11 protein-coding genes are annotated in these 19109 nt (G+C 34.1%); 3 read left to right on the top strand and 8 right to left on the bottom strand.

From position 1 onward, the window contains the following. Positions 1–59 precede the first annotated feature (59 nt). The 3 genes from ACYX4H_RS06705 to ACYX4H_RS06715 all read right to left on the bottom strand — a co-directional run bounded on the left by ACYX4H_RS06705 (position 60) and on the right by ACYX4H_RS06715 (position 4943). The gene (locus tag ACYX4H_RS06705) at positions 60–2885 is read right to left on the bottom strand and encodes a TonB-dependent receptor (protein ID WP_476238437.1); all 2826 of its coding nucleotides are present in this window, start codon (positions 2883–2885) and stop codon (positions 60–62) included. 69 nt (positions 2886–2954) lie between these two features. After that, entirely contained in the window at positions 2955–4295 is a 1341-nt protein-coding gene (locus ACYX4H_RS06710) for a hypothetical protein (protein WP_476238438.1), read from the bottom strand. A gap of 300 nt (positions 4296–4595) precedes the next feature. Continuing rightward, on the bottom strand, positions 4596–4943 hold the full coding sequence (locus tag ACYX4H_RS06715) for a carboxypeptidase-like regulatory domain-containing protein (RefSeq protein WP_476238440.1): 348 nt from the start codon (positions 4941–4943) through the stop codon (positions 4596–4598). Positions 4944–5108: 165 nt separating this feature from the next. Between ACYX4H_RS06715 and dgt the strand changes: the two genes are divergently transcribed. Continuing rightward, a complete protein-coding gene (dgt, locus tag ACYX4H_RS06720) occupies positions 5109–6431 on the top strand; it encodes a dGTP triphosphohydrolase (RefSeq protein ID WP_476238441.1) in 1323 nt (440 codons plus the stop codon). Positions 6432–6557: 126 nt separating this feature from the next. On the opposite strand, the gene dxs is transcribed toward dgt, so the two are convergent. Next, positions 6558–8318 carry a 1-deoxy-D-xylulose-5-phosphate synthase gene (gene dxs / locus ACYX4H_RS06725; protein WP_476238442.1) on the bottom strand — a complete coding sequence of 587 codons (1761 nt, stop codon included), beginning with the start codon at positions 8316–8318 and terminating at the stop codon, positions 6558–6560. A 38-nt stretch (positions 8319–8356) separates the two neighbouring features. Between dxs and ACYX4H_RS06730 the strand changes: the two genes are divergently transcribed. Then, on the top strand, positions 8357–8806 hold the full coding sequence (locus tag ACYX4H_RS06730) for a nucleoside deaminase (protein WP_476238444.1): 450 nt from the start codon (positions 8357–8359) through the stop codon (positions 8804–8806). 46 nt (positions 8807–8852) lie between these two features. Here ACYX4H_RS06730 and ACYX4H_RS06735 read toward each other — a convergent pair whose 3' ends face one another. From ACYX4H_RS06735 to aspS, 3 genes are read right to left on the bottom strand one after another with little or no spacing between them, the layout of a single operon-like run. Next, positions 8853–9089, bottom strand: a complete 237-nt coding sequence (locus ACYX4H_RS06735; protein WP_476238446.1) for a hypothetical protein — start codon at positions 9087–9089, stop codon at positions 8853–8855. Position 9090: 1 nt separating this feature from the next. Continuing rightward, complete coding sequence (locus ACYX4H_RS06740) at positions 9091–10878, bottom strand: chloride channel protein (protein ID WP_476238448.1); 1788 nt, start codon at positions 10876–10878, stop codon at positions 9091–9093. A 44-nt stretch (positions 10879–10922) separates the two neighbouring features. Continuing rightward, positions 10923–12677: an aspartate--tRNA ligase gene (aspS, locus tag ACYX4H_RS06745; RefSeq protein ID WP_476238449.1), complete on the bottom strand. Its 1755-nt coding sequence runs from the start codon at positions 12675–12677 to the stop codon at positions 10923–10925. 193 nt (positions 12678–12870) lie between these two features. Between aspS and ACYX4H_RS06750 the strand changes: the two genes are divergently transcribed. Continuing rightward, positions 12871–15480, top strand: coding sequence for a TonB-dependent receptor (locus tag ACYX4H_RS06750; RefSeq protein WP_476238450.1), 2610 nt, complete (start codon positions 12871–12873; stop codon positions 15478–15480). Between the two features lie 66 nt (positions 15481–15546). Here ACYX4H_RS06750 and ACYX4H_RS06755 read toward each other — a convergent pair whose 3' ends face one another. Next, on the bottom strand, positions 15547–19080 hold the full coding sequence (locus ACYX4H_RS06755; protein WP_476238451.1) for an efflux RND transporter permease subunit: 3534 nt from the start codon (positions 19078–19080) through the stop codon (positions 15547–15549). Between the last annotated feature and the right edge of the window lie 29 nt (positions 19081–19109).

The following is a 19109-nucleotide window of genomic DNA, read 5'->3' on the forward strand; positions in this document are numbered from 1 at the left end:
TTTATTCAAAAAAAAAGCTCCCAATTTGGGAGCTTTTTTATACCTAAAATTTAAGGCTATTAAAATTTTAATGTGTAACCTAGGGAAAATTCTGTTCCTGGTTGTCTTAAAGAAAATATTTCGTCATTTGCATTATAAGCATCAAAAGTACTTTCTTTTTCAGCACCTAAAATATTTGTTACCTTAAGATCAATTGAAGAGTTTTTCTTCTCTCCAAAAGATTTATTTAATGTAAAGTTTAAACTTTCAAAAGGTTGTGTGTATACATCTGGTACACCACCTAAACCTACAACTTCTAAAGTTTCACCTTGCATATTAAAGAATAAACCAGACTGTAAACCTAAGTCGCTATTAGTGTAATTTAAGCTTGTATTAATTAAGAAAGGAGCTTGACCTTGCATGTCTCTTTCTCTATCAATAGTTTGTCCTGTTCTAGCATTTGCAACACGAGAATCAAACTCACCTTGAGACATGGTTAACTCAGATTTTGTGTACGAAGCGTTTAAGCTAAATTTTAAATTAGATAAACCTTCAGTAATGAAACCTAAATTTTGTCTAAACTCAACCTCTGCACCGTAAACATCGGCGTTACCTAAGTTACCAACTGTTAACTGTGTAGGAGCACTAGCAAAGAATGATTTTTCAATAGGGTCTTTAAACTTTTTGAAAAAACCACTTACTGCAAACATTTGACCAGCTTCACCAAAACGCTCAAACCTTAAATCAAAGTTGTTAACATACGTTGGCACAACATCAATATTACCAATAAATAATCTATCAGTAATTGGGTCATAAATTTGAGAGTATGAAGATTCTTTAAACGATGGACGCGCAGTAGTTCTGTAATAAGAACCTCTAATATTAGCCTGTTCTGTAACGGCATAAATTACGTTAGCAGATGGGAATAAATCGTGCTCGTCAATAATTTTAGTACGTAAGAAATCTTCACCAGTACTGTTGTTTCTTCCTGTGTAGTATGATGTGAAAACTTCAGCTCTTAAACCTAATATAGTTTTAATTTTTTCTGAAATATTAAACTCATTAGATATGTAAGTTGCTGCTATATTTTGCTCACCTTCATAAGCATCACCAGGGTTAAAAATATCTGTTGAAATTAAATTAGTACCGTTTTCATTATCACGATTCCATAAGTTTTCTGGTGCTAAGAAGTTGTTTGGGTTTCCATCTGCAATGGGTTCATTGTTTTGGAAAGTCCAATCATCAATACTAAAATCTCTAAATTTAAACGTGTAACCACCACCAAATTTAAGTTTAGCAGGTCTTCCGCCTAAATCGTATTTTTTATTAAAATCAAATTTTGAAGCCCAGTTTTCTTCTTGTAAGAAACGCCAAATACGAATTGGGAACGTAGCAAATGATGGTGTAATTTGAAATCTTCCATCATCAAACCTTTGTAAAGGTGTTACTTTGTGGTCTTTATCGTGTACTTTAGAAAAAGTAGGTGATAATTTCCATTCAAAATTCCAATCGTTAGTAGCACCAAAAGTATGGTCTCCATTAACTAATAAGTTTGTAACAGAACGCTCTGTATACGTAATAGCATCTTTTGTAATTGGCTCAAAACCTGAACCAGCAACAGCACCAGCAACAGATTGGTTAAAGAAACCACCTGCAGACTCGCCATTTTGAATGTGTAATACGTTTACTTTGTATTTTGAACGTTGTGTTTTAAACGTTAAACCAACCAAACCATTAACAAGAATGTTGTTAATACCTTCTTTACCAGTTGATAGTCTAGAGGCTTGTAACTCGTTATTAGACTTATCTAAGAAGTCGAATTGATAAGCACCGTCTACTCTGTTTTCATAAAACGTTGTGCTGTTTTTGTATGAAAATAAGGCCATGTAACCAAGTTTGTTGTCTCCAACAGTAAATTGATCACCAATAGTAAAGCCAAAATCAAAATTAGGCTTACTTGTTTCTTCTTGAGCTCTTAATTCATTATCAAAACGGCTTGTTAAAGAGTTAAGTAAAAGTTTATTATCAAAAGTACCAGGAATGTTTTGGTATCTGTGAATTGGTACAGCTCTTGTACCATCATCATAACCCCAAAAATCTGTATCACTACCAGAACCAATTAAAAAATCATCTTTACCATGCATGTCTGGGTTAAAACCAGCGCCAACAGATATTGATGCTTCAAATTTGGTAGGGAAATCTTTAGTAATAATGTCTACAACACCACCAGTAAAGTCTGCTGGGTATTCTGCTGCTGCAGATTTAACAACAACAATATTATCTAAAATATTTGTTGGGAATATATCCATTTGAATGGTATTTCTATCAGGGTCTAAACCAGGAATATCAACACCGTTTAAAGTAGATTTTGTATAGCGGTCTCCAAGACCTCTAACATACACGTATTTTCCGCCTTCTACAGATACACCAGGAACACTTTTTACTGCACTTGCTAAGTTACCTGCACCACTAGCTTTAATGGTTTGGGCAGACATGGCATCTAAAAGTGTAGCTGATTTTTTTTGAAGTGCTAAAGCAGCACTTTCAGTATTTCTTTTAACACTTGTGGTAATTACAATTTCATCTAAAGCGTTTGATGCTAAGGTTACATCTAAATCTGTTACTTGTCCAGCTTTAATAACAACACCACTAATTTCTTTAGTTTCGTAACCCACAAAAGAGAAAAGAATAGAGTAAGTACCGGCTTCTAAATCTAATTGATATTTGCCATCAAAATCTGAAGTAGTACCTGTAGTAGTTCCTTTAACAAGTATGTTAGCAAATGCAAGAGGCTCATTGTTGTAGTCACCATCAATTACATTACCGGCTAAAATACCAGACTGTGCATTGGCAACGTTTAATGATCCTATTACAAATAGAATAAGAACTATTATAATATTTTTCATAAATGTGATTTATATACAACTGCTCACCTGGTGAGCAGTTGTAATTATTTTTTTAATAAAGAATTGTGATTATAGTGCTACACCGCCAGTAGAAACAGCGTAAGTCCAGCTTAATACAGCTGTATCAGCACCAACAGTTTGAGCACCATCAGTAACTTGTGTAGTCCAATCTGCAGCTCTTTCAGTAAAAGTAGGGCTAGCTATAATAGTAGGTTCAAATTCATCATTACCATCGTTATCATCATCACAAAAATTTATACAACCACCTTTTTCAACAAAAATATTGTTATCAAACCCAACAACTTCCCAGTTAGAGAATGTTAAATCACCATCTAAAAAGTTTTGAGCAACGGCGTTGTTATCTAACTCAACATCTTTACCAGAAGGGAATCCTTTAGCAAATACGTTGTTAGTAGCACCTGTAGCTTTACTTCTGTAATCTGCGTACTCACCACCAGATGTAGTTTCGTTACCAATTAAAGTTAAATTGTTTATTGTGAATTTACCATCAAAATCTGCACTTAAAGTAGCTTCAGAACCTTCTCTACCATCAATTTCTAAACCGTGGTCAGAAACTTCACCTAAAACAACAACAGCGTTAGTAATAGTACCAGAGTAACCTTGGTCAATATCTAAAGCGTCATCACCTTGAGCCCAAACTAATAAGTTAGAAGCATCTACATTTCCACCAAAAAATTCAATACCGTCATCAACGTTAGCAATAACTTCAATATGGTCTAAAGTAGTACCAGCACCAACACCACCTAAAGTTAAACCATTAATTTCGTTTCCTTCACCAATTAAAGCACCACCGTGACGGATAGATACATATTTTAAGGTACCAGAATCATCATTAAGATCATCACCACCGTAAAGACCAAAAGTATCATCAGCAGGAATACCTTCAATTTGAGTTTCTTCTAAATCACCTTTTAAAGAACAAGGTGCATAACCAAGAATTAATAAACCACCCCATAAACCTCTGTTTGAAGCAGATAAGTTTGTACCAGCAGTTTCACCTGGCTGAATGTTATCACTTTCAGAAGTAAAGATAATAGGAGCGCTTGCAGTACCAACAGCGTTAATTTTACCACCTCTAGCAACAATTAAAGCAGAAGCTAAAGATCCTGTACCAGCTCTACCTTTTACAATAGTACCAGCTTCAATTGTTAAAGTTGCACCAGATTCAACTACAACTTTTCTGTCTAATACATATATTTTATCGTTAGTCCAAGTTTCATCAAGTACAATACCACCTGCTTTAACAACAACTTCAGCGCCGCTAGAGTTACCGCCACCTTGGTTTATTATTGTAGTTTCTTCAATAACAATTGGGGTGTCATCATCTTTAAAACATCCAGTAAATACTAAAGTAGATGCAATTAAAAGTGTTAAAATTATTTTTTTCATGAGTTTTAAATTTTAGATAATTTTTTTATTCAATTAATGCCGCAAAGAAAGCTACATAATGTAAATACGGTGTTATGCCGGCATTAAAGAACAGTAATAAAAATGTTATGCAAATGTTACTAAAAACAGCATGTTTTGGTTTAAATCGAAACAATTTGTTAACATTAATTAACGCAACTTTTTGGTTGTAGTGTGTAGGTAAAACATACAAACGACAACAAGAAAAGTTAGGGTTAACTTACTTGAGGGTTTTTAAAAAAAAGACTTGTTGAGGGTTGAAAAAAGAGTAAACAAAAAGAGTTAACCTTTGTTTGATGCGGTTTCAATAGCAGGTAAAGTAAAGGCGCCTAATGATAATTTAACTTCTGCAGGAAATTGCTCGTTCACCTCAATTATAATTTCTTCAGTTTCATAACCAGCAAAGTTGCAAATTAGTGTGTATTTACCGCTTTTTAAGTTTTCAAAAAGAAAAGCACCAGAAATATCAGAACTAACATTTAAGTTGGTACCTTTAATTGAAACATTAGCAAAAGCTAATGGTGTGTTATTCAGTTCTTTATCTAAAACTTTACCAACAATTAATCCTGTGTTTTGAGCACACATAACTGCCGATGAAAATATAAATAATAAAGCTACTAAATGTTTCATTTTTAACTGCTTAAACTTCGAAATGCAAATAACCTATATTTCTTACATTTCAATGTTACCAAATTGTTAATGCTATTTCATTTTTATGTTACGCTAATGTTAAGAAGTTTAAGGTTTTATTTTTAGTTAATTTCTTTATCTTGCCAAAGCTTTAACCAAATAACTATGAACTGGGAACAATTACTCTCTTTAAAACGCTTTGGCGATACTAACAAACGCTTACGGAAAGAACAAGACCAAACACGTGTAGGTTTTGAGGTTGATTATGACCGTATTATATTTTCGCAAGAGTTTAGAAGCCTGCAAGATAAAACACAAGTAATACCACTATCTCAAACAGATTTTGTGCACACACGCTTAACACATAGTTTAGAGGTTAGCGTTGTTGGCCGTTCATTAGGGCGTAAAGTAGGGCAAAAGCTTTTAGAAAAATACCCGCACTTAAAAGAAGTACACGGTTATACAATAAACGATTTTGGTGCTATTGTTGCCGCAGCAGCTTTAGCTCATGATATTGGTAATCCGCCCTTTGGGCACTCAGGTGAAAAGGCTATTGGCGAGTTTTTTAAAACCGGTAATGGGCAACAATATAAAGCACATTTAACAAGTGAAGAATACCAAGATTTATGTGATTTTGAAGGAAACGCCAACGGTTTCAAAATAATAACCCAAAATAATTTAAGGCTTAGTTATGCAACTTTAGGTGCTTTTATGAAATACCCTAAAACATCGTTACCTAAAAAACCAACAAAACATATAGCCGATAAAAAATATGGGTTTTTTCAATCTGAAACAGCCCTTTTTCAAAATGTTGCAGAAGATTTAGGTTTGCTTAAACGAAGCGAAACCAGCATGAGTTACGCACGCCATCCATTAGCATTTTTAGTAGAAGCTGCCGATGATATTTGCTACACTATAATAGATTTTGAAGACGGTATAAACCTAGGTTTAATTGAAGAAGAATACGCCTTAGAGTACATGTCTAAAATTATAAGAAACAACATAAAACCCGAAAATTATTATAAACTATCTAGTAAACAAGAGCGCATAGGTTATTTAAGAGCTCTAGCAATTGGTACTTTAATTGATGAAGCGGCCCATATTTTTATGCAACACGAAGACGCCATTTTAAAAGGAAATTTTGATTGCGCTTTGTTAGATAAAAGCAGTTACCAAGCACAAATAAACGATATTATAAAAATAAGTGTAGATAAAATTTACCAATCTGAAGAGGTTATAAATAAAGAAATAGCCGGCTACCAAATAATAAACAAACTATTAGGCGTTTACACCAATGCGGTAAACAACAGTTTTGCTGGTAAAGCATCAAACTACGATAAGCTTATTTTAAAAGGACTGCCAAAAACTATAGATTTTACCAATGAATCTCTTTACAATAGGCTGCTGGCAGTGTGTCATTACGTGTCATTACTATCCGATAGTAAAGCAATCTTAAATTTTAAAACCATAGAGGGCGTCACTTTTTAATTGCCACAAAAAGTTAGTCATTTTTTTAAGTAAATAGTAACAATAGGTTGGGCGTTCCCTTATCAGGGCGGGCTTTCGGCAGTCGCTACCTCCTACGTCGGTGAGCTTCAACAAATGCCTCAATCCCTAACGCGGTGTGTGTTTGCTAAATTCAGTTTTCAAACTATCAACATCTAAACCAATTAGTTTTTGTAAAGTTTCAACCTTACCATGCTCTATAAAATTATCAGGAACACCTAAAGTTTTAATGGTGTTTTGGTAATTGTGTTCAGCAGAAAATTCTAAAATAGCACTGCCTAAGCCACCTTTAATTGTGCCATCTTCAACAGTTATAATTGTGTGGTGTTCTTTTAAAATGTTATGCAGTAAATTTTCATCTAAAGGTTTTAAAAAACGCATATCATAATGAGAAACATTTAAGCTTTCTGTGGCATCAGCAACATTTTTAGCTATAGTTCCAATACTTAAAATTGCTAAATCTTTACCTTGTTTTAAAGTAATGCCTTTACCAATTTCAATTTTAGAAAATGGTTGTTTCCAATTTAACGTATTACCTCTACCACGCGGATATCTTATAGCAATAGGAAATTCTAAACCCAATTGCGCCGTGTACATAATGTTGCGTAATTCAACTTCATTTCTAGGGGCAAAAATAATAAGGTTTGGTATGCATCTTAAATACGCCAAATCAAAAACGCCGTGGTGTGTAGCGCCATCTTCACCAACCAAACCAGCACGGTCTAAACAAAAAATAACTGGTAATTTTTGTAAAGCAACATCGTGAATTACTTGGTCATAAGCCCGCTGTAAAAACGTAGAGTAAATGTTGCAAAACGGAATTAAACCTTGGGTTGCCATACCAGCAGCAAGAGTTACGGCGTGTTGTTCGGCAATACCAACATCAAAGGCTCTGTCTGGAATTTGTTCCATCATATATTTTAAGGAACTTCCAGTTGGCATTGCGGGCGTTATACCAATAATCTTTTTGTTTTCTCTGGCTAATTCAACAATAGTATGTCCAAAAACATCTTGGTATTTTGGCGGTTCTTTAATGTTAGATTTTATAATTAAATCACCCGTTTTTGCATTAAATTTTCCTGGTGCGTGGTATTTAACTTGGTCTTTTTCAGCTTGTTTTAAACCTTTGCCTTTGGTGGTAATTATATGAAGTAATTTTGGGCCTTCAACGTGTTTTAATCGTTCTAGTTCAGATACAATTTTGTTTATGTCATGCCCGTCAATAGGTCCTGAATAGTCAAAATTTAAGGCTTCAATAATATTGTTACGTTTATTAGTGCCTTTTTTAACATTGGTTAAATATTGTTTTAAAGCCCCAACGCTAGGGTCTATACCAATGGCATTATCATTTAAAATCACTAATAAATTGGCATTCGTAACACCGGCATGATTTAAGCCTTCAAAAGCCATACCGCTAGCAATAGAGGCATCGCCAATTACAGCAATATGATGTTTGTTTTCGCCTTTTAATTTTGAAGCAATAGCCATACCCAATGCCGCAGAAATTGAGGTTGATGAGTGCCCAACGCCAAACGTGTCATAAACACTTTCATCACGCTTTGGAAAACCGCTAATGCCACCCAATTGTCTATTGGTTTCAAAAACCGCTTTTCTACCTGTTAAAATTTTATGGCCATAAGCTTGGTGGCCAACATCCCAAATTAATAAATCTTTGGGTGTGTTAAAAACATAATGTAGCGCAATAGTAAGTTCAACCACGCCTAAACTAGCACCTAAATGGCCTTCTTTTGTTGCCACAATGTTTATTATAAACTGGCGCAACTCTTTGGCAAGGTTTGGTAAATCTGCCAACGTTAAAGCGCGTAAGTCTTTAGGTGAGTTTATATTTTCTAATAATTGTTTTTGCACACAGCAAAAGTAAAGATTGAAATTGTATTTTTGACATTATGATACAACCTTTTGATGATACTTATTTTATGAAGAAGGCCTTACAAGAAGCTGAAATAGCTTTTGAAAAAGGAGAAATACCCGTGGGCGCTGTTATTGTAATTGATGATAAGGTAATTGCACGCGGACATAATTTAACCGAAATGTTAAACGATGTTACGGCTCATGCCGAAATGCAAGCCATTACAGCTGCTGCTAATTTTTTAGGTGGTAAGTATTTGCAAAACTGCACCATGTATGTCACTTTAGAGCCATGCCAAATGTGTGCCGGTGCCTTGTATTGGAGCCAAATTTCTAGAGTAGTTTATGGTGCTAGAGATTTAGAGCGCGGTTGTATTAATATGAATACCAAATTGCATCCTAAAACTAAAATTGAAGGCGGTGTTTTAGCTGAAGAAGCTAGCGAATTATTAAAACGTTTTTTTGTAACAAAACGTAATTTGAATTGATTTAGTTAGCCTGAACTTATTTAAGGGTCTCACAAGATTTAAAAGATTAATGTTTATTATCCTCTTGAGATTCACGCATTTTATCTAAGTTTTCCTTTGTTAGCATATAGTCTTTAACGTCTTTATCTTTCCAACGGTAATAAGAAAACAGCGGAAAAACACCTAAAAAAAGAACTACCACCCCAAAGCCAACAAGCTTTTGCGAATAATCTAAATTAGTTAAAAAACCTGTAGCTATTAAAGCCACAGAAATTAAAAAAAGCACAAGTGTAAGTTGTTTCATTTTAATGTGTTACGTTTAATAGTTGACGACGATAAGCACTTAATAATTTAGATTTTGATATGTAGCCATAGTATTTACCACCTTTTATAACGGGTAAATTCCAAGCGCCAGAGGTTTTAAATTTCATCATAATATCATTCATAGAATCTTCATCATAATTAATAATACCAGCATCGGCATGCATAAGGCTTTCGGCGTTTACTTTATTATATAAATCTGTATTAAACATCATGTGTCTAATATCATCAAGTCTAATAACACCTAAAAATTCATTGTGTTCACTTACTACAGGAAAATGATTTCTAGATGATTTTGCTACCGCATTTTTAAGAATGTGTTCCAGCGTCATTTCAGGTGTTAAAATAACAAAGTTGTTTTCAATTACTTTGTCAATTTCTAACATCATTAAAACATTTTGGTCTTTATTGTGTGTTATTAATTCACCACGATTTGCTAATTTCAATGTGTAAATTGAATGTGAAACATAATATTTTGTAATGGCAAATGAAATGGTAGATACCAACATTAGGGGTACAAATAATTCATAACCACCGGTAATTTCGGCAATTAAGAAAATAGCTGTTAGTGGAGCATGCAGTACGCCAGCCATTAAACCCGTCATGCCAAGTAATGTAAAGTTAGATTCTGATACATGAAACCCAAAACCAATGTTGTTAATTACTTTGGCAAATGCGTTACCAAGTGCGCTACCCATTACCAATGTTGGAATAAAAACACCACCAACACCACCAGCACCAAAGGTAGTTGTCATGGCAATGGCTTTAAAAAGGGTAATGCCAAAAAGTAGTGCAATAATAATCCAGATATTGTTTAAATCTAAATTAAAGGGCGTTTCGCCAATAGCTGCTAAGTGGTCGCCTTTTAAAAGGTTATTCATAATTCCGTAACCTTCACCATAAAGTGGCGGAATAATATAAAGCATAGTACCAATGGCTAAACCGCCAATTAGTAACCGTTTTGCTCTACTTTCAAATTGTTTGAAAAAATTAGTGATTGAAAAAAATACTTTTGAAAAATAAACAGACATAAGGCCTGTAACTAAACCAAGCACAATGTAAAACAGAATATCATTAATTTGAAATTTGTCTATAAGTTCAAATCGTAATAAAACATCGGTACCTAAAAAGAAATATGATGTAACCACTGCTGAAACAGAAGCTAATAATAGCGGAATTAATGATGTGAAAGCAATATCTAAAGTAAAAATTTCAATAGCAAAAACTATAGCCGCAATGGGTGCTTTAAACATAGAAGCCATAGCGCCTGTAGCGGCACAACCAATAAGTAACATGCGTATTTTTGCATTCATATGAAATAAACGCGCTGCATTTGATCCTAAAGCAGCACCAACGCTTACAGCAGGACCTTGCAAACCTACTGAGCCACCAAAACCAACCGTAAGCGGCGCGGTAATTAAACCTGCATAAATATTATATCTTGGAATAATTCCATTAAGTTTAGAAATAGCATGTAGTGTTGTTGAGATGCCGTGGCCAATATGCTTTTTTAACCATGTTTGTTTTATAATATAAACCAATAAAAGTCCAATTATTGGCAGTATAAAATACAGTGAACTTTGGTAATCTTTAAAAATATATAAGTTGAAAAAATACCTAATATAATGCGTTAGGTTTTTTAAAACCACGGTACCCATACCTGCCAAAAAGCCAACTAAAATACTAAGCATGTAAATAAACTGGCGTTCAGAAACATGTTTGTATCTCCAAATTAAAAATTTTCGTAAAAGGCTTTTAGCGTTTAAAGGCATTTTTAAAATTACTAAAAAATCCTGCGCAAAGCAGGATTTTTTTGTTATGATTTTATATTAAGTTTTAAGCTTAATTCTTCTAGTTGTTCATCATCAATTGGTGCAGGAGCATCTATCATTACATCTCGACCAGAGTTGTTTTTAGGGAATGCAATAAAATCTCTAATAGTTTCTTGTCCGCCTAAAATAGCAACCAATCTATCTAAACCAAAGGCTAAACCACCGTGTGGAGGTGCTCCGTATTGAAAGGCATCCATTAAAAAGCCAAATTGTGCTTTAGCTTCTTCTTCGGTAAATCCTAAATAATCAAACATTAATGCTTGGGTTGCTTTATCATGAATTCTTATAGAACCGCCTCCAATTTCGTTACCGTTTAAAACTAAATCGTAAGCATTGGCTTTTACTGCTCCTGGATCTGTTTTTAATAATTCAATTTGTTCTGGTTTTGGTGATGTAAATGGGTGGTGCATAGCGTGGTAGCGTTCTGTTTCTTCATCCCATTCTAATAACGGAAAATCCATTACCCATAGTGGTGCAAATTCGTTTGGTTTACGTAATCCTAAACGCTCAGCTAATTCCATGCGTAATGCGCTTAGTTGCGCACGTACTTTATTAGTGTTTCCTGAAAGTACACAAATTAAATCACCAGCTTTGGCTCCAGTGGCTTCAGCCCATTTGGCTAAATCGTCTTGGTTGTAGAATTTATCAACAGATGATTTGAACGTGCCATCATCATTACATCTACAATACACCATACCTAAAGCATCTATTTGCGGACGCTTTACCCAATCTATTAATTTATCAATTTCTTTACGGGTATAACTGTTTCCTCTAGGTACTGCAATACCAACAACTAATTCAGCATTGTTAAATACATTAAAATCTTTATGTTTAGCAACGTCGTTTAATTCTCCAAATTCCATTCCAAACCTAATATCTGGTTTGTCGTTTCCGTATAAACGCATGGCGTCATCGTATTGTATTCTTGGGAATTTATCAACTTCAACACCGTTAATTTGTTTAAGTAAGTGGCGTGTTAAACCTTCAAAAGCATTTAAAATATCTTCTTGCTCAATAAAGGCCATTTCACAATCTATTTGTGTGAATTCTGGTTGTCTGTCTGCGCGTAAATCTTCGTCTCTAAAACATTTTACAATTTGAAAATATTTATCCATGCCGCCAACCATAAGCAATTGCTTAAAGGTTTGAGGAGATTGTGGTAAGGCGTAAAATTCACCTTCATTCATGCGTGATGGTACCACAAAATCGCGTGCACCTTCAGGTGTAGATTTTATTAAATAAGGTGTTTCAACCTCAATAAACCCTTGGTTAGATAAGTAGTTTCTAACTTCTTGGGTTACTTTGTGCCTAAATATTAAACTGTTTTTTACAGGATTTCTTCTAATGTCTAGGTAGCGGTATTTCATGCGTAATTCTTCACCACCATCAGTGTCATCTTCAATAGTAAAAGGCGGTAAAATAGCTGTGTTTAGAATGTTTAATTCTGAAACTAAAATTTCAATATCACCAGTAGGTATATTGGCGTTTTTTGATGCGCGCTCAACAACAATTCCTTTGGCTTGAATTACAAATTCTCTGCCTAAGTTTTGTGCTTTTTCTATTAATTCTTTTGAGGTGCGTTCTTCATCAAAAACTAATTGGGTAATACCGTAACGGTCTCTTAAATCTACCCATACAATAAAACCTTTGTCTCTAGATTTTTGTACCCAACCAGCTAGGGTTACTTCTTTATTTATGTGTTCAGCTCTTAATTGGCCGCAGTTATGACTTCTATACATTGCTAAAAAATTGAAATGCAAATTTAATATTAAAATTTCTATATAACAGATTGCTTTTTAACTAAATGCTTATAATTCTTAAAAGAAAGCGTATTGATGTATGTTTAAAAAAAACAACTAAACATTGATAGTAATAAAAAAAAATAACTATTTTGCTATTAAGTTTGTATTAATTAACCAAAAATGAAATATTATGATTAAAAAAATTAATGCTTTTATTTTTTTCTTAATAGCAACACAAGTTGCGTTAGCTCAATCTGAAATAAAAGGAAAAGTTAGTGATGATACTGGTCCTGTACCGGGAGTGTCTGTTATTGTTAAAGGTACTAACACAGGAACAACATCAGATTTTGATGGTAATTATATTATTAAATGTAACATAGGAGACGTTTTGGTATTTTCTTATGTGGGTTATGAAACTCAAGAAGTTACTGTTTCAGGCAGTACTGTAAATGTTACACTACAGTCTGGTGTAGCGTTAGATGCTGTTGTTCTGGTAGGTAATAGAGCTAAGCCAAGAACAATACTAGATTCTCCAGTACCAATAGATAATATTGGAGCTGATGAGCTTACAAATACAGGGCAACCTACTATAGATAAAATGTTAACTTATAAAGTACCTTCATTTAACTCAACAAACCAAACAGTTTCAGATGCAACGGCACATTTTGATCCTGCAGATTTAAGAGGTTTAGGGCCAAGTAGAACATTAGTTTTGGTTAATGGTAAAAGAAAAAACCAAAGTGCTTTAGTTTACATAAATGATACGCCAGGAAAAGGAGAAGTAGGTGTAGATTTAAAAAGTATTCCTGCAGCAGCCATTGAAAGAATTGAGGTTTTAAGAGATGGAGCTTCTGCCCAATATGGTTCAGATGCCATCGCGGGTGTTATTAATATGGTGTTAAAGAAAGGAGTAGACTACACAACTGTAAACGCTAAATCTGGCATTACCACTGAAGGCGACGGTTTTAATTTTGGTGTAGATTTAAATACCGCTATAAACGGTGATAATGGAGAGTTTTTTAATATTACTGTGGGCTACTATGAGCAAGAAGAAACTAACAGAGCAGGAACGCCTGGTGAAGATAGTTTGTTTGGAGTGCCTGCTAACGATCCTACTTGGGGGCAATGGTTATCTGAAAATCCAGATTTAGGTATGACAGTAGGGCAGCCTGAACTGAAAAAATTTGACGTGTTTTTAAATAGTGAATTGCCTTTTAACAATGGAAAAGGTGAGTTTTATACTTTTGGAGGCTTAACCTATAGAAAAGGAAAAAGTTTTGCATTATACAGAACCCCGTATTGGATACAAGACCCTCATAATTTGCTTCATGAGGCAGGAACAGAATATCAAGGATTTCAACCAACTTTTGAAACAGATATTAGAGATAATAATATGACTGCAGGTATAAGAAGTGAGTTGTTTGGTTTTAATATGGATATAAGTGGAACGTTTGGAAGAAACGCTGTAGATTATGAAGTTAATAATAGTTTAAACCCAGATTTAGGAGCTAATAGCCCAACTTCTTTTGATGTAGGAGCTTATACGTTTAGCACTACTTTAGCTAATTTAGATTTTTCTAGAAGTTTTGGTACAGTTAATTTAGCATTTGGTGCAGAAGTTAGAGGGGAACGTTTTACGGCTAAAGCAGGTCAATCTGAATCTTATTTTGGCGGAGGCGCACAATCGTTTCCAGGGCTACAACCATCAAATGAGGTAAGAGCTACAAGAGATAATTTTGGTGTTTATGGTGATGTAGAGTGGGATGTGTCTGATGCATTTTTAATTGGAGCTGCTTTAAGGTATGAAGATTTTAGTGATTTTGGTGAAAACACTTCTTGGAAAGTAAATGCTAGATATTTATTAGGAGATAAAGGTGCTGTTAGAGGTTCATACAGTACTGGTTTTAGAGCACCTTCACTTCATCAAATTTATTTAAGTAATATTCAAACCTTAGTTTCTGGCGGAACAATTTCTAATCAAGGAACCTTTAATAATGTAGATCCTGTTATTAGAGAAGGTTTAGGAGTACCACAATTAACAGCTGAAACATCTAAAAATATTTCTGCAGGTATAACGTATAAGTTTGATAGTAATTTTTCAGCATCAGTAGATTTTTATAACGTAAAGGTTGATGATCGTGTTTTATTTACTGGTGAAATTGGATTTGATGCCAATACAGGAACCACAAACCCTGTAGAACAAGTGTTGCTAGATAATTCTATTACCAGTTTAAAATTCTTTGTAAATGCAGTAAATACATCTACTACCGGTGTAGATGTAGTACTTAACTATAATAATATTGAACTAGGAAATGGTTTTTTAGAAGCTACACTTTCTGCAAACTTTAACGAAACAAAAATTGAGGGAGATATAGAAACGCCTGCTTTATTAGCAGCAAATGGCTATGAAATATTTAACAGAAAGGAACAATCTAGAATAATTTCAGCAAGACCAAAATCTAAAATTTTATTAGGTTTTAATTATGAGTTAAATAAATGGAACTTTATGTTGAATAACACTTATTTTGGAGAGGTAACGTGGCAACATGCTACAGATATAGATAAAGATCAAACATTTGCAGGAAAGGTAATTACAGATTTAGGTGTTAATTATACCTTTAGTGAAAAGTTATCGGCAAATATTACTGCAAATAATTTATTAGATGTTTACCCTGATGAAATTGATACAAAAGGTGATGTTGTTACAGATTTGGGTGGACGTTTTAGATACCCATGGGAAGTAAACCAATTTGGCTTTAATGGAACAACAATTAATGCTGGTTTAACTTTTAAGTTTTAGTTAATAATATTTAAAAAAAAAGCGGTGTAAAATACACCGCTTTTTTTGTTTTTAAGTATGAGCTAATTAAGCTTCTTCAAGTCTTTTATCCATATTAAACACGTGTTTTTCTGTGTTTAAATCTTCAAATACTCTGTCTTTGTATAACCACATTTTAAATTTAGTTACTAAGTAAAATAAAATTGGCACAACAATAAGGGTTAAAAATGTTGCTACAAATAATCCGTAAATAACGGTCCAAGCTAATGGTCCCCAGAAAATAACATTATCACCACCCATGTAAATATGCGGATTAAATTCACTAAACAATGTAAAGAAGTTTATGTTTAAACCAGTAGCTAATGGTATTAGCCCCAAAATAGTGGTAATAGCCGTTAATAATACAGGGCGTAAACGCGCTTTACCGCCTTTAACAATAGCTTCTAAAAGTTCGTTGTTAGGTATGTATGCGTTTTCTTCTAAATCATGCGCTACCTTTTTTCTATCAATTAAAAGTTGTGTATAATCTAGTAAAACAACACCGTTATTTACAACAATACCGGCTAATGATATAATACCCATCATGGTCATCATAATTACAAATGAGCTTCCTGTAGCAACAATACCACCAAATACACCAATTAAACTTAAAAATATGGCTAGCATAATAATACCCGGTTTTGAGATGGAGTTAAACTGAAATATTAATATGAAGAATATTAAACCAAGCCCTGTGAAAAATGCACCCATTAAAAAGGCCATTTGTTTATTTTGTTCTTCAATTTGCCCGGTGTAATCTATTTTAACGCCATCAGGTTTTTCAGTAAAACCATCCATTTCATCTTGTATTTTTGAAACAATGGCAGCAGCATCAGTATAACCAGGAGCTAATGCCGAATAAAGCGTTACAACACGCTTTACATCTTTATGCTTAATGGCACTAAAACCAGAGCTATTGCTTTGTTTAGCTACGGTTGAAACGGGTATTTCTTTAATCTGGCCAGAAGCCATGTCTCTAAACGTTATTTTCTGATTAAAAAGTGCGCTGGTGTTATAGCGGTTTTCTTCATTAAAACGCACGTAAATATCATAATCTTCACCGTCTTTTTTGTAAATGCCTGCTTTGGCACCAAAGATAGAATTACGTAATTGTTGGCCTACTTGTCCGGCATTTACACCTAATTCACCTGCTTTTTTTCTGTCAATGGTTACTTGCATTGATGGTTTAGATTTGTTTACATCAATTTTAAGTTCATCAATACCTTGAATATTTTTAGTGTTGATGAAATCGCGCATTTTTTCGGCAGTTGTAATTAATTCTGCATAATCTTCGCCTTCAAGCTCAACGTTTATGGGGTAACCAGCAGGCGGACCAACAGCATCTTTTTCAACAGAAATAGCAACACCCGGATAAATATCTTTTAAGTTTTCTTGTACTTTTTTAAGCAGCACGTTACTATCTGCGCCATCTCTAAATTTGTACTCGCGCATGGTAGCTGTAATTTTACCACGGTGAGGCATTTCGGCTTGCGAACCACCATCGGTTTGTGGGTTTCCGGCACCTTCGCCAACTTGTGATACAGCACTTTCAGTTAAAAAATTAAAATCGCCATTCATATAAGCATCTTGGTTTATAATTGCATAAACACGTTGCTCTATTTCTTTAGTAATAGCGTTAGTTTTTTTAATATCTGTACCTTCAGGGTATTCAATATAAACTATAATTTGGTTTGGTGTATTATCAGGGAAAAACTCAACTTTTGTACGTTGACTTCCTACAGAAGCTCCAAAACCCATAAAGGCAATAATTAACAATACAAATGTGCCAACAGCTATAATTACAGGTTTTTTTCCGCTTAAGGCAAAACGTAATGATTTTTCATACCAACGTTCCCAAACCGGTAGTATTTTATTTTGAAATGCATTTGCCCAATTTCTTAATAACAAACGGTAAAACCATAGCATAATTACGGTAACAATCATTAAAGTACCAAGGCCACGGTATGCACCGCCAAAAATTAATATGAGTAAGCCAATGCCGCCAACAATGGCTGATATTTTTATGATATTTTTTAGCGGCATATCTTTATCTTCTGTTGTCATGAATTCAGATACCATAACCGAGTTGAAAAAGATGGCAACAAATAATGACGAGCCTAAAACAACAGATAATGTTATGGGGAAATATATCATGAATTGTCCCATAACACCCGGCCATAAGCCTAACGGAATAAAAGCTGCCACTGTTGTGGCTGTTGAAATAATGATAGGAAATGCTATTTCGCCTATACCTTTTTTGGCGGCTTCAACTCTGCTCATACCTTCTTCATCCATTAAACGGTATACGTTTTCAACAACTACAATACCATTATCTACCAACATACCTAAGCCCATAATTAAACCAAATAATATCATGGTATTCATGGTGTAGCCAAACATATTCAAAATCATTAAAGACATGAACATAGACATTGGTATGGCAAAACCAACAAAAAGTGCGTTTTTAAAGCCTAAAAAGAACATTAAAACAGTTACAACCAGTATAATACCAAATATGATGTTGTTTACTAAATCATCAACTTGACCAATGGTTTTTGATGATTGATCGTTAGCAATGGTTACGGTTAAATCTGGTGGGAATACGTTTTCAATGGCATCATCAACTATAACACGAATTTTTTCGGCGGCATCTACCATGTTTTCACCGGCACGTTTTTTAACATCTAGCATTACAACTTCATGACCAAACTCGCGGGCGTAAGTGGTTTTGTCTTCGTCCTTAAAACTTACTTTAGCTACATCTTTTAGGTAAATAGCGTTGTTGTTTTCAGATTTTACAACAAAGTTTTCTAATTCGCTTGGGTTTTCAATTTCACCAATAATTCTAATGGTTCTGCGTTGGCCACTGCTAATTAAATTACCGGCAGACATGGTTACGTTTTCTCTGTTAATGGTGTTTATTATATCATCAAAGCTTACTTGTGCTGCCATCATTTTGTAAATATCAACAGCTACTTCAACTTCTTTTTCTTGTGCCCCACGAATATCAACTTGTTTAATTTCTAGTAAACTTTCAATTTCGTCTTCTAAATACTCGCCAAATTCTTTTAGTTTACCAACAGGGTAATCTCCAGAAATGTTAATGTTTAAAATGGGTATTTCTTCAGACATACTTAAATCGAACACATTGGGTTCTACCTTAGCGCCGTTAAATGTTGGCCAATCTTCGCCAGCAGTTTCAGAATCTACCTCGTCTTTTACCTTTTGTTTTGCTGCTTCAACACTTATTTTTTCATCAAATTCAACTACAACTATTGAGTAATCTTCTTGTGATGTTGAGGTTATTTCAATAACATTACTAACAGTTTTTAGCTTATCTTCAATAGGGTCTGTTATTAGTTTTTCAATATCTTCGGCAGTATTTCCAGGATATATTGAACTAATGTATATTTTAGTTTCTTTAATTTCAGGGAAATTTTCTCTAGGCATGCTAAAGTATGCGCTTGCACCTAAAAATAGAATGAGTGCAATTAAAACATACATGGTTGTTTTGTTGTTTATAGCCCAAGATGATAACCCAAATTCTTTATCTACTTGTTTATTGTTTTTCTTTTTTGTCATTGGTCTATGATTTTTAGACGTTTTTTGAA

The sequence above is a fragment of the Seonamhaeicola sp. ABD4_340 genome (assembly GCF_056312135.1).

What these genes read in the sequence shown, in the direction of transcription:
- ACYX4H_RS06715 (WP_476238440.1), bottom strand. Translation starts at nt 4,943, where the DNA reads ATGAAACATTTAGTAGCTTTATTATTTATATTTTCATCGGCAGTTATG.
- ACYX4H_RS06735 (WP_476238446.1), bottom strand. Translation starts at nt 9,089, where the DNA reads ATGAAACAACTTACACTTGTGCTTTTTTTAATTTCTGTGGCTTTAATA.
- ACYX4H_RS06750 (WP_476238450.1), top strand. Translation starts at nt 12,871, where the DNA reads ATGATTAAAAAAATTAATGCTTTTATTTTTTTCTTAATAGCAACACAA.
- ACYX4H_RS06740 (WP_476238448.1), bottom strand. Translation starts at nt 10,878, where the DNA reads ATGCCTTTAAACGCTAAAAGCCTTTTACGAAAATTTTTAATTTGGAGA.
- aspS (WP_476238449.1), bottom strand. Translation starts at nt 12,677, where the DNA reads ATGTATAGAAGTCATAACTGCGGCCAATTAAGAGCTGAACACATAAAT.
- ACYX4H_RS06755 (WP_476238451.1), bottom strand. Translation starts at nt 19,080, where the DNA reads ATGACAAAAAAGAAAAACAATAAACAAGTAGATAAAGAATTTGGGTTA.
- ACYX4H_RS06730 (WP_476238444.1), top strand. Translation starts at nt 8,357, where the DNA reads ATGATACAACCTTTTGATGATACTTATTTTATGAAGAAGGCCTTACAA.
- dgt (WP_476238441.1), top strand. Translation starts at nt 5,109, where the DNA reads ATGAACTGGGAACAATTACTCTCTTTAAAACGCTTTGGCGATACTAAC.
- ACYX4H_RS06705 (WP_476238437.1), bottom strand. Translation starts at nt 2,885, where the DNA reads ATGAAAAATATTATAATAGTTCTTATTCTATTTGTAATAGGATCATTA.
- ACYX4H_RS06710 (WP_476238438.1), bottom strand. Translation starts at nt 4,295, where the DNA reads ATGAAAAAAATAATTTTAACACTTTTAATTGCATCTACTTTAGTATTT.